Origin of the sequence: Paenibacillus sp. S28 (assembly GCF_016624415.1) — a bacterium.
In the GTDB taxonomy this organism is placed as follows: domain Bacteria; phylum Bacillota; class Bacilli; order Paenibacillales; family Paenibacillaceae; genus Paenibacillus_AQ; species Paenibacillus_AQ favisporus.
Genome location: NZ_JACVTM010000004.1, coordinates 371,261 through 385,465, shown reverse-complemented (window position 1 = coordinate 385,465; position 14,205 = coordinate 371,261). Strand labels below are relative to the sequence as shown.

At 61.5% G+C, this 14,205-nt stretch carries 10 protein-coding genes; all 10 read right to left on the bottom strand.

Annotated elements, in window-relative coordinates:
• Window positions 1-83 precede the first annotated feature (83 nt).
• Window positions 84-2,255, bottom strand: a complete 2,172-nt coding sequence (locus IAE55_RS13135; protein WP_200632761.1) for a Sip1-related alpha-galactosidase — start codon at window positions 2,253-2,255, stop codon at window positions 84-86.
• Between the two features lie 178 nt (window positions 2,256-2,433).
• Window positions 2,434-3,477, bottom strand: coding sequence for an ROK family protein (locus IAE55_RS13130; RefSeq protein WP_325168633.1), 1,044 nt, complete (start codon window positions 3,475-3,477; stop codon window positions 2,434-2,436).
• Window positions 3,444-4,073: a D-sedoheptulose-7-phosphate isomerase gene (locus tag IAE55_RS13125; RefSeq protein ID WP_145164146.1), complete on the bottom strand. Its 630-nt coding sequence runs from the start codon at window positions 4,071-4,073 to the stop codon at window positions 3,444-3,446. Before IAE55_RS13125 ends, IAE55_RS13130 begins: the two co-directional genes overlap by 34 nt.
• Window positions 4,057-5,586, bottom strand: a complete 1,530-nt coding sequence (locus tag IAE55_RS13120) for a four-carbon acid sugar kinase family protein (RefSeq protein ID WP_200632759.1) — start codon at window positions 5,584-5,586, stop codon at window positions 4,057-4,059. The genes IAE55_RS13125 and IAE55_RS13120 overlap by 17 nt, the downstream gene beginning before the upstream one ends.
• Entirely contained in the window at window positions 5,583-6,248 is a 666-nt protein-coding gene (locus IAE55_RS13115) for a class II aldolase/adducin family protein (protein ID WP_105444279.1), read from the bottom strand. Before IAE55_RS13115 ends, IAE55_RS13120 begins: the two co-directional genes overlap by 4 nt.
• Before the next feature lies 1 nt (window position 6,249).
• Window positions 6,250-8,679 (bottom strand): alpha-mannosidase, encoded by a 2,430-nt coding sequence (locus IAE55_RS13110; RefSeq protein ID WP_200632757.1) that lies wholly within the window; start codon window positions 8,677-8,679, stop codon window positions 6,250-6,252.
• A gap of 51 nt (window positions 8,680-8,730) precedes the next feature.
• Window positions 8,731-9,660, bottom strand: a complete 930-nt coding sequence (locus tag IAE55_RS13105; RefSeq protein ID WP_200632755.1) for a class II fructose-bisphosphate aldolase — start codon at window positions 9,658-9,660, stop codon at window positions 8,731-8,733.
• A 137-nt stretch (window positions 9,661-9,797) separates the two neighbouring features.
• Window positions 9,798-10,514: an aspartate/glutamate racemase family protein gene (locus IAE55_RS13100; RefSeq protein WP_200632753.1), complete on the bottom strand. Its 717-nt coding sequence runs from the start codon at window positions 10,512-10,514 to the stop codon at window positions 9,798-9,800.
• 7 nt (window positions 10,515-10,521) lie between these two features.
• Window positions 10,522-11,910 (bottom strand): sedoheptulokinase, encoded by a 1,389-nt coding sequence (locus IAE55_RS13095; protein WP_200632751.1) that lies wholly within the window; start codon window positions 11,908-11,910, stop codon window positions 10,522-10,524.
• A 240-nt stretch (window positions 11,911-12,150) separates the two neighbouring features.
• Window positions 12,151-14,202, bottom strand: a complete 2,052-nt coding sequence (locus IAE55_RS13090; RefSeq protein ID WP_200632749.1) for a hypothetical protein — start codon at window positions 14,200-14,202, stop codon at window positions 12,151-12,153.
• Window positions 14,203-14,205: the final 3 nt, after the last annotated feature.

Here is a 14,205-nt window from a genome sequence, read left to right as displayed (position 1 = left end):
GCGAAAATAGCAAAAGCAGCTCGTTCATCCTCCGTTGAACTGCTGCCTTTGCTATTTTTTTCATTAAAGCCTTCACGCGGCTTTTACGCCGAGACGATTTCGATCTGCACCGGTTGACCGGGCTCCCCGCAAAGAACCTCATAAAAATCGCCGGGTTCGCCCCCGATCAGAGATGCCTCGACCATCAGGCCGTTTGCGGTAACGCTTAAAGGCGCCGTTTGGGAGGCAAACACGAACCGGCCGCCTTCCCGCAAGCTGACGTTGGTCACCTTGCCTACCTCAGTACACCCGGCAACCGCCGCCGGCGAAATGTATTTGTCGGCCAGCCCAACCGGGGTAACGCTGCCCGTAACCGGGACGACCGCATAGAGGGCGCAGCCTCCTTCCTCCAGGCGGATCGGGGTCTGCTCGTCGGCGCGCATCAGCCAGCCCTTGCCGGCAAAATGGTCGTACACGGCGAATTCCAAGCCGCCGAGTCCCGGCACATCAGCCGGTCCGATCGAACCCATAACCTGAGCAGAATCCCCACTGATATGAAAGGCAGCCACAACCCCTGCGCTGCCCGCCCGGTTCCATAGTTTAAGAGGAACGTGCTCTTCGGCCGGATTCAGCAGCAGGCAGTCCGGGGTCGGATTGGCCGTCTCGTCGCAGCGGATGACGGTGCCGTCTGCATAGATCAAAGGCCAGATGCGCGACGGATCGGTATTTCCCGGAGCGTCGCTGATATAGACCGGACCTCCGCTTACCGCGCGCAGCACCGCGCTCTGCACGTCGTCGTGGTTTTTGGACCAGTACATATCCCAGTCTCCCCAGTAAAAGGCCCCGTGGTAAAAGGAATTGTAGCCGTTCTGCAGCGCATGCTCCGGAAAGCCGCGCTTCTCCTGGGGCACAAAATCGTCGCTGTTGCGCGAAACGGCCGACTTCGGCCGGTGCCATATATTTTCGGACGCCATGCCCATGCAGTTGATGATCGTCCCGTCAAAATGCAGCGCAACCGAAGCCTCCAGCGCCTCGTGCGCAGCGGCAGCAGCCTGGCCTATGGGCATGCGTCCCTGCAGGTAGTTCAGAACCGCGCTTTGGCTGTCCACCTTGACGAAATCGACGCCCTGGCGGCGCAAAAATCCGTGCCAGGCATGCCAGAAGGCAAAGCCTTTGCCGGCTTCCGGATAAGGGATGAGATTGCCCCGGGGCACCTGGTACAGATGGTCCGCATACGTTCTGGCGATCGGGCTGTCCTCCAGAATGCCGCCCCAGTAACCGGCGATGGTGTGCCATACCCCGACGTGGCGGATGCCATACCGTTCCTTCAGTGCATGCACGGCACGCTTCAAACCGCCGGGAAATTTGACGGGATCCGCTTCAAAGGAAGACAGCTTGCCCGCAGAAACATCGGACCAGCCGTCGTCGATCATCACCCAGCCGATCGGCAGCCCAAGCTGCTGCAGCTCGGCGGCTTTGGCCAGCAGCCCTTCTTCGCTGACCTGGTGGTAAAAAGCATCCCAGCTGCACCAACCGAGCTTGTCCAACATCGCCGGAAACGGCTTCTGTTCCCTCGGCAGCGTCGGATAATCCAGCTCTTTCAGCGCGGAAGCTACATTGCGCTTGACGAGATCGTATGGATCGCTCCCGGCCGCAAAGGCAAACACCAGCGCTTCACAGCGGGTATGCCCTTCCTCATAAGCGGATAATCGAAGCGTAATCCCTTCCTCGGATCCGGCGGCATCCGCACGCCACACCGGTCCCGTCACCGGCAGCAGGTGGCCGTATCCTTCTGCCGTCTTCCACAGCACCGACTGCATTTTCTCCGGCAAACCGGCCAGATCGGTGCCAAAATGAGGGCGGGTCCACCAGTCCTTATGCTGGTAGTTGGCCATCAGCCCCTCGATCTGCCCAACGGGCCGCAGCGTCAGCATGACCGCATGCTCTCCTGCGAACGAGCGCTGCTTGCCGAAATCATTTTCATTGGTGATGCCGGCTTCCACGGATACCAGCATCGTGCCGCCTGCCTTCTCCCGCACAAAAATCCGGGCCTGAATGGACTCATCTTCGCTTCGGTAGTGAAACCGTGTCTCTTCAAAAATCCCCTGTTCCGTCGAACCTTTCTCTGTGTCTGACCCTGTCAGCTGCAGCCGAACCGCTTCCGTCCCCGACTGAAGCCGAACGGAAAGGCCAAACGGCCAGAGCAGAGCTCTCACCACGCCGTCCGCCCCGAGGTTTTCACTGGAATGAAACGCACCTTGCCCTTCGATACTCATCAACGATTCCCCCTGCTGCTCCCAAAATGACGAACATGCCAACTTCCAACTATCCATACGACAAAGGCCTGAGGGCTCTGCACTTCCATGCCTCAGGCCGCGAACCTGTATCACAACGTTATGATGAACCTGTTATCATCTGTTAAAAGTTCGCCGGATCCACCTTCGGTTTCCCGGATCAGTTATTCCCTCGTTCATGCTCCCCCAGCGCATGCAGCGCAACGGACAAGCTGGCCGCATCCCCGACATGCTCGCCGAGCTCCGACGGCAGAATCCGGCAGGCCGCAAGCGTCCCCGGCAGCGCTTCACGCCGCAGCTCCTCCAGCACGAGCGGCCGGAGCACCTGCTCCTGGCGCGCATAAATGCTGCCGATTACGATCCGCTCCGGATTGAGCGTATCGACGAGGACGGCCAGGCCCCGGCCGAGCTTGCGGCCGATGACGCCCACCGCATGGCGCGCCAGCGCGTCCCCGGCGGCGGCCGCCTCAAACACGTCCTTCGCCGTCCATGCAGCCTCCCCGCTCCCTCCGGATTGCGGGGCCATCCCTCCAGCGCCGGCGGAGGATCGCGCGGCAGTCTCTGCCGCCGCTTCCTTCAAACCGGCAAACAGGCGGGCGATGCCCCCGCCGCTGCAAAAGCCCTCAAAAGAGCCGGCCTTGCCGTAGCCGACCGGCCCCTCCTCCGCCAGGCGGATATGGCCGACCTCACCGGCCATGTCACTTGCGCCGGCATACAGCGCTCCGTTCAGGATCAGACCCGCACCCATTCCTGTCCCGAAGGTCAGGAAGATCATGCTGGACGCCCCGCGCCCGGCCCCCCACCGCCATTCGGCGAGGGCGCAGGCGTTGGCGTCGTTTTGGAGCGCGGCGGGTACGCCGAAGCGCTCCCCGAGCGGCGTGAGGACGTCGATGCCGTCCCAGCCGGGCAGGTTCGGCGGGGAGAGAATTAGTCCCCGCCGGCTATCAAGCGGGCCGCCGCAGCTGACGCCGACGGCCGCAAGCGGCTCGCCCCCGCCGGCCGAAGCGGCCAGGCCGGCCAGCTCGTCGCACAGCGACGCCAGCGCTTCCTCCGGCGTGTCCGGCGTCGGGAAGCTGCGCTTGCCCACGATTTCGATCCGGTCGCCTTCCGCCCTGCCAAGCACGGCTGCGCACTTCGTTCCGCCGATATCGAGGCCTCCCAGCAGCGTGCTCATGCGAAAAATGCCTCCTCCAGCATCATGCACAGTGTATGGTAAATCGGCAGATGCCTTTCCTGGATATCCGGCGTACCGTCGTAAGGAACGCAGACGGCAATGTCGCACAGCTGCTTCAGGCGTCCGCCGGTGCGGCCGGTCAGGCCGATCGTGGTCATCCCGAGGGATTTGGCCACCTGAACGGCACGAACCACATTCGCCGAGTTGCCGGACGTGCTGAACACGACCAGCGTATCCTCCGGCCGGCCATAGCCGTACACCTGCTGGGCCACCGCCATATCGGCGGCAACGTCGTTGATGAACGCGGTCGACAGGCCGCTCTGGCTGACGAGGGAGATGGCCGGCAGCGCACCCTGCAGCCGGTCGGCGATATAAGTGCCTTCCTCGCCGTGAATGAGCATCTTATCGCGTTCGGCCGGCGGCAAAGTCCGCTTCAGCATAAAGCCCTTCATCAGCTCGCCCACGACATGCTCGCAGTCGGCGGCGCTGCCGCCGTTGCCGGCGAGGAGCATTTTGCCTCCCCGGCGAAAAGAAGCCTCCATCGCCTCGTACGCCTGCCAAACCGCGTCCCGGCACGGCTGAAGATCCGGATATTTCGCAAACAGCTGCTCAAAGATCGCGCTCATCGCAGTCACTCTCCCCATGGATGTTCATTCCCTTCAAATGTTCGATGGCTTTGACGATAAACTCCGGGCTGCCGAAGCTGCCCGATTTCAACACCAGCAGACGCGCCTTGCCGTCCAGCGACATGCAGGAGGGCAGCCCCGGCTCAATCTCTTCCAGCACCCGCAGCCCGGTGACGCCCAGCCGGCCGCATACGGCAGCAGAGGTTTCCCCGCCGGCGATGACGACCCGGCGCTGACCGGTACGCACCGCGACATCGGCTACCGCGCCGGCCAGCTCATCCGAGACGATGCGCGAGAGCACCGTACCCGATAGGCCGAGCTCCTCCGCCCGCTTGCGGGTCGCTGCCAGCTTGCCGGCATCGTTCGATGCATGGATCAGCACATCGCGTCCGGATGCTAGCTTCGCGCCGGCCCGCCGCACGACATCGGCGATGTGCCCGTTCTTGCGTGCCGGTTCCAGCAGGAGCAAGGAATCGAGCTCGATGATCGTAACACCCGCCTCCCGGGCGCAAGCAATTTGTGTCGCGGTTTGCGGCATCAGGCTGCCCGCCGCGAGCAGCACCCCTTCGCCCGGGGTGGCATTACCGGCTGAGCCTGCGTTGTCCTGCGAGGCGTCTTCATCTTTGCTCAGTGACCCGCTATTTTCAATAAAATCAGCAGCCGCCCTATCAACTTGCCCGCCATCCGGCCCGGTCCCGGCAGAGGCCAAGTTCTTCCCTGTTCGTTCTCCTTCATCTGCTCCCAGGTAAGCCCTACTATAAAGGGCCGCATTCTCCTCTGGCCCGGCGGCAGATCGATCTGAGCTTTCCGGGTCCGCATCCGCACGCTTCAATAGCGGCGCGAGCTCCTCATAGAGGCCGGAACTGCCGCACAGCAGCGGCTCATCCAGTACCGCCTCGGCGATGATCCGCAGCGACTGCTGATCGCGGACGTCGAGAATCAGGTAGGCACATTCGCCCCGCATCCGGTTGATTTCCCCGCGTAGAACCTCGGCGCCCTGCTCCACCACGCCGATCGGCAGCATCGCCACCTTACGCTCCGTCTGCGCCTGCAGGATCGCCGTCAGCTCCGACTCCTGCATCGGATGCACCGGATCATGCCGGAATTCGGATTCGGCCAGCGGCTTGCCGTGAACATAATGGATGCCGTCCAGCGTAACGCGGCCGTTCTTCGGAAATCCGAGCACGACGACCGCGAACGCAGCGGGTACCTCATCCAGCATGGCGTCGAATTCCGCTCCGATGTTGCCGCGGAAGACCGAACACGTTTTGTTGACCAGCCGTGTGCATCCGGCGGCACGCAGGGCGACGGTAGCCGTGTACACCTTGGCGTAAGCCTCATCCGCGGTATCGAGCCGCGAGTTCGTGTCCACCACGAGCACATCCGGCTGCGGTTCCGGCAGACCGCGCCGGAGCTCATCCGCCGGATACACATGCGTCGTCAAGCCCGCCTTGGCGAACATGATGCCGATGTCGTTCGCCCCGGTAATGTCGTCGGCAATGACGCCGATCATCCGTCCCACCTCCTCCGCGGCCGGTAGCCGGAGCGCTCCAGGAAGTCCTCCCGGACCGGATCCGGCAGCTCCTGCAGACGTACGCCCGCGCTCCCGGATTCAATCACCATCCGGCAGGCCATTTCGAGCGTTTGCAGCGCCATCCGCGCTTCCTTGATGCTGGTGTCATAGACCAGCACCCCGTGGTGCTCCAGCAGCAGTACGTTGGCCTGTTTCGCCTTCTCCCTGACCGCTTCCCCCAGATCCAGCGAGCCGGGATGGGCGTACCGGACGCGTTCCACACGCTCCAGGTAGTACATCGTCTCCACAAACAAGCCGGAGGGAAGCGAAATATCGGCACAGGCGAACAGTGTGCTGTAAAAAGGCGACGCATGCAGCACTGCCCCCACGTCAGGCCGCAGGTCATACACGGCCTGGTGCATCGGCACTTCCTTGGACGGCTTGGGCCCGGCAGCTGCCGGCGCCTCTCTGCCGTCCAGAACGCACTCGGCGAAATCTCCTTCGCCCAGTTCTCCCAGAAACGTCCCCGTGGCCGTGATCAGGAAGCTTGAATCATCCAGCCTGGCGCTGATGTTGCCCGCATTGCCCCAGGCGAGCCCCGTGTCCATCATAAATTTCCCGGCCGCCCGCAGCTCGGCAGCCGTCTCTTCGCGGCGGCCCATGTTACAGATCCCACTCCAGGAGGCTGGTTTCTGTCACGGGAAGGCTTTTGTCCGCCGGCACGCGGAACGTTTTGATTTCCGAGGGCTTGAAATCGGCACGGATGCTGCGCTCCCATTTCGGGAGACTGATTTCGGCCGTCGTCGCCTTTTTATCCGTCTCATACACGCGCAGGATCAGATCGTCGTTATCCTCCGCTCTTTTCACCGCACTAACGATGATATTGTCCCGGTCCACCGACAGGTACGAATCCGTCTGCGGCAGCTTTCCTTCGTGATACGTTTCGATGATGGCTACCGGCTTGCAGTTCAGCTCCGCGGCCCGGCGCACGGTGCCTGCCTGCTCCCAGCCCTCTTCATGAGGAAGAAGTGAATAGTTGAACTGCTGAATGCCCTGGTCGGTAAAGGCATACTCACCGTCCGCCTCCGGCACGTAAGGATCGTGATGGGCGTAAATCGGGCTGCGCAGCACGGTCAGGGCCAGCTCCTTGTTGTGGATGCTGTAGCTGTACTTGGCGTCATTCATCAGGCTCAGCCCGTACACGCGGTTCGATCCCGGAACGATCCCCGTATAGTCCACCCAGCTCTGACCAGGCTCTTCCTCGCCGTTATGCTCGCGCTCGATCGTTCCGTAAGGAATTTCGTACGTATGCCGGCTGAAGACGCAGTTGACCGGGAAGACGAGCTTCAGCATTTTGAACTTTTCCCGCCAGTCCACGGTCACGCGAACGTCGATTTGGTCCCGGTCCGGATACATCGCAAAATCCTGCACCAGCCGCGAGCTGCCGTATTCGCTTACTACGCGGATGACCGATTTGACCGGCCCGTGCTCGATGCGCTGCACTCTCACCGCCTTAAACTGCCCTGCCGTCCGGTTAAAATGCAGAACGTCGTGGCTCCACGTATCCGAGGTGTCGTCGATGACGACCGGCCGTGCCCCTTCGCCCCGCAGCACTTCATGATCCAGCTTCTTGTCCCGCAGGCTTTTGATAAAGCCCGTGTCCTTGTCGAACTCCAGCCGCAGCCGGCTGTTTTCCAAGACGAGATCACTGGCCGTGATCGGCTCCCCGACCGGCTTCAGCGAAGCCGATTCCAGGAACAGCTTGTAGACCCGGTATCCGAGCGGCGGCAGTTCGGCCATAAAGCTCAGACGGTAGCGGCCTCTGGCTGCGGCCTGCGACTTGACGGTTTGGAACGGCACCGGTTTGCCGGTATCGTCGACCAGCACGCTGTTGTCCTTGATTCCGCCAATCTCCAGCTCGACGTTCACTTTGCTGGACCAGGCGTGCGGGTTAAACACGACGATCGGGCGCATCGTTTCATCCTGCTCGATGCCGATGTTCCAGGACAGCGACTGCACCGCATAGTTCAGCGAGCGGTCGGCGATCGCCATCGCCTCTCCGAACAAATATCTCGCGTCCTCATACGCCGGCTCCAGGCTCGTTCCGGCCAGGATGTCATGGAACTGGTTGAACAGCACGTTTTTCCAGGCGCGCGTGAATTCCTCAGGATACGGTTGCCCGGTGATCCATGAAGCGAGCGCGGAGAACTTCTCCGCCGCAATCAGCCGGTTCTCCGCCTGGCGGTTCCACTGCTTGATGCCGGAATGCGCGGCATAGCAGCCGCTGGCGTGATGCTGCAGGTCGTCGTGCACAACCGGAAAATCAAGTCCGGAAGCTTCCATGTCCTTGAAGTACCGGTCAGGCGTAGCGAACTCGAGCTTCGGCAGATCGGGCTCCTCGTTCAGGCGCCGAATGCTCTCGATATTTTCCTTGGTCGGTCCGCCCCCGTGGTTGCCCACGCCGTAGAACAGCATCAAGTCGTTCAGCGGTTCTTTGAACTCGCCGAGGCAGCGGCGTACGTGATTTTCCAGATCTTTGCCCCAGGACAGGTACTCGAACATAATGCGGAACGTCAGCACCTTGGACCCGTCGTCGGACTGCCACCAGAAGAGCCGGCTGGGCAGGCCTTTTTCGTTAGGCATAGGGCGCATCATAACGTAGTAGTCCATCCCGCTCTTTTTTAAAATTTGCGGGAGCATGGCGTTGTGGCCAAAGCTGTCGACGTTGTAGCCGACTTTGGCGGTCACCCCGAACTTTTCTTTAAAATAACGCTGGCCGTACAAGCCCTGGCGGACAAAGGATTCGCCCCCCGGAATGTTGCAGTCAGGCTGGATCCACCAGCCGCCGACGATGTTCCACCGGCCTTCCTTGACGCGTGCGCGGATTTCCTCGAACATGGCTGGCTCGTTGTTTTCGATCCACTCGTACATGGCCGCCGAGCTGGACGTAAAAATAAAATCCTCCGATTCCTTCATCCGGTCGAGGGCCGAGCGGAAGGTTGCTTTTGCTTCCTGGAAGCCCTCCTGCCACTGCCACAGCCACACCGGGTCGAGATGCGCATTGCCGATCATGTACAGCTTTTTGTCCTTCATACGTGGTTCAGCTCCAATCCATGGTTACTTGGGTGTAAGGATGAATCCGGTTTATTGGAAAAAGCGTCCGGCCTTTCCGGCGCTCAGCACGAAATCCTTCATCTTTTTCATGACCGTCTGCTTGACGGCTTCGCTGCCGGCAGCCAGCTGATCCGGCGCCAGTGCCCGGCACTCCGCGTCCGTCATCCGCTCTTCCCGGCCCAGTGCTGCCAGCAGCGACAATTCTAGGTCGGTCGCGATATTCACTTTGCTGACGCCGCCCCCGTTCAGGGTGAACGCCTGCTGCATCATGTCGGCCGGAACGCCCGAACCGCCGTGCAGCACCAGATGCACCGGGGTCAGTGCCCGGATCGCCTCCAGGCGCGCATAGTCGACCTTCGGCTGCTTCACGTTGTAGACGCCATGCGCGGTGCCGCACGATACCGCCAGCGCGTCCACGCCGGTCAGCCGAACGAACTCCGCCGCCTCATCGGGATCGGTGTACAGCTCTTCGTCGGTTTCCGTCTCGACGAAATCGGTCGTACCGATCATGCCGAGCTCAGCTTCAACCGAGACGCCTCTGGCATGGGCGTAGTCGGCCGCTTCTTTGGACTCGCGGACGTTGTCCTCGAACGGCTTTTCCGACGCGTCGATCATGACGGAGGTAAAGCCCGCTTCGATGGCCTCGGCGATGACCGCCATGTCCTTCGTGTGGTCCAGGTGAAGCACCACCGGAACGGTGATCTGCTGCTCCTCCAGCTGGCGGTAGAATTCCTCCGCAAATGCCTTCGGTGTAATGCCGTACCGGATCAGCTCCTTCTGAGAAATCTGGACGATCAGCGGCGAATCCGCCTCCTGCCCTGCCGCCAGAACGGCGGCGATCATGGACGTATAGCGCGGTGAAAACGAACCGATCGCGTACTTTCCGGCTTCGGCGGCTTCAAGGGCCTGCTTCAGCGTCAGGACGTTGGAACGTCCCGCAGCTCCTGCTTGGGTCGTCATAGGGTAAAAACTCCTCTCGCTACTCTCTTGTAAATCTGAAAAATGGACCTTGTTTCCGTCCATTAAGTCTGTTGTTCTGTTAAATTTGTTCTATAGTTAAATCTGTTCTTTAGTGAAGTCTGTTCAGTGAAGTCTGCTCAGTTCTTCGCCGACAATTGCTCACGCACGCGCCCCATTCCGAAGGCAGGGCTGGTCAGAAAGCGGCTCCGTTCCTCCGGGGGCAGGCCTTCCACCGCCCGCGCCATCGATGCCTGGGCCAATACGACGATGTCCGCCGTACCGGCCATCCGGGCCAGCGCCTCGGCCAGCACTTCGTCATGGCCCTGCCGGTCGCCGGCCAGCAGGCGCTCGTACGCGGAAGAGATCACCTCCGGCACCAGCCGGACTCCTCTTTCTAGCCGCTCCGCCTGCTGCTGCAGCAGCCGCTGCGTCGGCCCAAGCGTCGTCGCCAGCGTGGCCGCCACGCCGATGGTGCCGGCGGAGCGCACCGCATGCTCCGCCATCGCTTCGTCGATGCGCACGATCGGCACCGCGATCTCCGGCTGTACGGCAGCGCACAGCTCTCCGATAGAGGAGCAGGCGTTCAGGATGCAGTCCGCGCCCTGCTGCTCCGCAATGTGCGCATACTGCCTCCACCGCCCGGCGATGGCTTCGACGTCCCCGCCGTTCTCCGCAAGCTCCGGCAGGATCGAGTCGTCCACCAGATTGATGACGCGGAGGCCGGGCATCAACTGCTGTGCCAGGTCCCTTAAAGGATCGACCGTGACCGGGGTCGTATGAATGACCGCCAGTTTGAAGCGCCCCCATTCCTGCGGCTGGCGCGTTGTACTTGTTTCGGCTGTATCCATGTCCATCGCAAGTTCACCCTTTCCTCATTTCGCTAAGCGCCGACCGGACATCGGAATAATATCCGGCCGCCGCTGCGCTGTACACGGCCGCTCCATAAGCCGCTTCCTCCTCCCCAGGCGGAAGCTCAAGCGCCAGCCCGAGCTTCGCTTCCAGCATCTCTCGAAGGAGAGGGTTCCGGCGGATGCCGTTGCCCGAACCCGCCGCAGCCGAGATGCTGCCGCGCAGCCCCGCCGGCAGCGCGCCGACGTACTGCATCAGCTCGTCGGCCATGCCCTGCAGGAAGCCTGCGGCCAGATGGCCGGGCGTGAAATTGTCCGGCCCGATGCCGCGGATGGCCCCCCGAAGGCCCGGATCCTGCCGGGTTCCGTAAAACTGGGTCTGCACCTGAAGCGGTGCATCCCCGCGCCGAATTGCCTCCCAGGCCCATTCATTCATCCGCGCGTAAATCTCGCCTTCATCCGGAGACGTGCCGAAGGCTCTGCCCACCTCTTGAAAGAACGCCAGCAGCATGGCGTAGGACTTGCCCCCGCTAAGGGGGGCGCCTACCAGCAGCGAGCCGCCTCCCGGAAACGGCCGGACTTCAAGACCGGCCGCGGCATCCAACTCCTCCGGAGACACGTCGTTGTCCGTGTAAATGGAAATTTGCGAGCCGGTTCCGACATTGACGAGCAGCGTCCGCTCCAGCTGCGATACCGAACCGAGGAAACTCGCCTGGTTGTCGCCAATCGCGCATGCTACGGGCTTGCCATCCGGCGTTCTACCGGCCGGCTCCGTGCCCTGGCAAACGGGCGGCAGGATGGATGCATCCATCCCGGCCCGCCGCAGCGCTTCTTCATCAAAGCAGTGCCGGCTCGCCGAGAAAAATCCGATCCCGGCCGCGTTGGATGGATCCATGAGCGGTTTGGTGGCGCCCGTCAGCTGCATAGCCACGTAATCGCCGATCGTACATAAGTAAACCGCATCTTTGGGAACGTTCCCGTTTTTCATATGATGAAAGTGGGTCACCAGTCCATAGCCGCTGGCTGCCGGATAACCCGTACGTTCCCGAAGATACCGTGCGTAAGAAACATCCCGGTCCTCCATCCGCTCGTCTCCCCGCCCGTCCTGCCAGGTATAGAGCGGGCTGACGCTTTGGCCATCTCCGTTGACATAAAGAATGCCGTGCATCTGGCAGGAAATTCCGACCGCGGCAACGTCCGGCCATTCCTCTTGGCATTCCGCAAGCAGCCCACGAACTCGCTCCATAATCCGCTGCGGATCCTGCAGCCGTTCCCAGCTGTGCTCCCCACGAACCGAAGCATCGTTCGCACAAGTTGCCACGCGGACCGCCCGGCCTGACGCATCCGAAATCAGCACGGCGCTGATCGATGTCGTTCCGATATCAATTCCTGCAAATAACATCCATTGTCCCCTCCCGTATTCGTCCTGCATCTCATCTCGCCTAAGCGATTTTATGGATTTCCTTATTCTTTTTCGCGGGCATAAAGCTAGGCACCTTCAAGCCATCCGCTTTTGGGTTATGAAATCCTTGTCTCGCTGGAAGGCGGTTTCGATAGGATGAAGAACGTCTACCGGCGTATTTTCATAAGGAACAGACAGCGTTTTTTTGTCTCAAGCTACCAGCTTTCGGTTTCCGATCCTTCAGCCTTCGATCAGCTCGCTCAGCCCCAGCTCCGCTGCATATTCCGCCGCCTCCTGGGACGCGTACAGAATCAAGCCGATGCACCAGGAGTGCGAGAGGGTCAGCATCATTCCTTTGGGCTGGAAGCAGTTCGTGTTGTAATAACGCTCGGTGACCATGCCTTTATAGGCGTTGAAGTCCCCGTCCTCCCGCGCGATAAACTGCAGGAAGCAGGCGATATGGTCGCGGGTGCGGTCCAGGTAATACCGGTCGCCGGTATGCTTCCACAGCCGCAGCATTTCCGGAACGCAGAACAGGCCGTAGTTGTGCAGATGCTGGTTCGACGTGGACGCCTGATCCGCGCCGCGCGAACGAAAATCGTACTGCGCCAGCAGGGTATGGCGCGGGAAGCACAGATTATACGTCCAGCGGAACGTCATCATCCAGTCCGCCGCGCTGGATGCGAGCTCCAGCCACTTCGGCTGCCGGTTATACTCGTACAGCAGCACATAGGCAGCGATGGCGTTATAGGCGTCTTCCGAGGTCGGCGTCAGATGCACGTCCTCCGGAGCGCCGTATATATATTCATCCCTGATAAACTTCTCGTAATAGCTGCCAGCACGCACGGCGGCTTCCGCAAACCGCGGTTCCCCGAACAAGGCCGCGCCTTCGAGCAGCGCCGCGATCCACAGCATGCCGCCGGCACCGTCCCATTCTTCGACCTCTCCGGTCTCCGCATGGTAATAGGAGCCGAAATTGCCGTCGCTTCGCTGACAGGAAGCCGCAAAGTTCAAGTTCGACAGGACCGCCGCTTCCCAGTCCGGATGGGATGCCCCCTGTTCGCGCTCAAAATCCAACGCCCGGACCATGAACAGCGTTGCCTCGGCCGCCGTTCTCGCCTGCAGCCAATCGGGCTTCGGATTCCAGCCGGCGTTCCAGCCCCGGCCCTCGATCCAGGACGCCCAGAAAATGCCGCTCGGCGACAAGCCTTCGGCGATTTTGCTCAGCACGTCCATGCCGGCCGCCGTGTACTCGGCTATCTCCTGCCTGCGTCCGTACTGCAGCAGCGCATGCGCGTAAGGCGCTCCGCTGACCCAGCCTACGTGCATATGGGGGCGGTCCCCCTGTCCTTTAACGTTGTTGTTCAGCTCGCGGTCAAACGCCGCCGTTTCGTACAATATGCGGTGCTCCGGACGATAATGCCACGTATACAGGCCGTGGGCGGTCAGCTGCGCCGCCTCATCCAGATCCATCCAAGGCCGGAGCGGGTAGGCCTCGGCATGCAGCCGGTACATCCGGCGCACGAACGGATCGTACGCGTGGGGATCGCCGGCCGCCGTATACACCTGGTAGCGCAGCGTTACCTGCTGCCCCGGCTCAAACCGTGCGGACGCCAGATCCGCCGGCGCCGGAACCGGCTCGCCGACGAACGTCACCGGCTCCTCCCGGTAAGGAAAGTTCAGCCAGACCGCCGTTCCGTCCGCGTTGCCCCGGAAACCGATGCCCGTCAGGCCCAGCTCCGACATTTCTTCCGTGCAGAGAGCCCCGCACAGCGCGTCATTCCAGGCAAACACTACCGGCAGCGCCGCCCGGTCCGAGCGGAAGGACCAATAATTCGATACCATCTGCTCCGGATCTCCGCCCCGGTAGTCATAGCGGGGATAGCGCCGCAAATTTTTCTCAAAGCGGTTTTCCTTGTAGAAGGCTCCGGGGATCATCCAGTCCGGCTTCCCCGAACCGATTACCTCTGCCCGCAGCGTCAGCCCCATATTTTTGGGAACGTTCCCGTTATACGTTAAATGAAGGGTGACGTCGTAGCCGCCACAGCTGTCCTTCACCGCTTCCCATTTCGCTTCGGCAGCAAATTCGCCCGAAGAGCCAGACATCGCCAGCCCACCATCCGTCAAGGCATCCACCCTTTCGATCGGAACCTCTAGGGTCGCCCCGTCCAGCGGGCTCCATGCTTCGATCAAATGACCGAACCGCAGCGAAGCCTCCCCCTGTTCCTCACCGGGCCGATACACGTTCAGTACGTAACGCTCACCACCGTCTGCCTCTGCCTTCCATCCCACGAT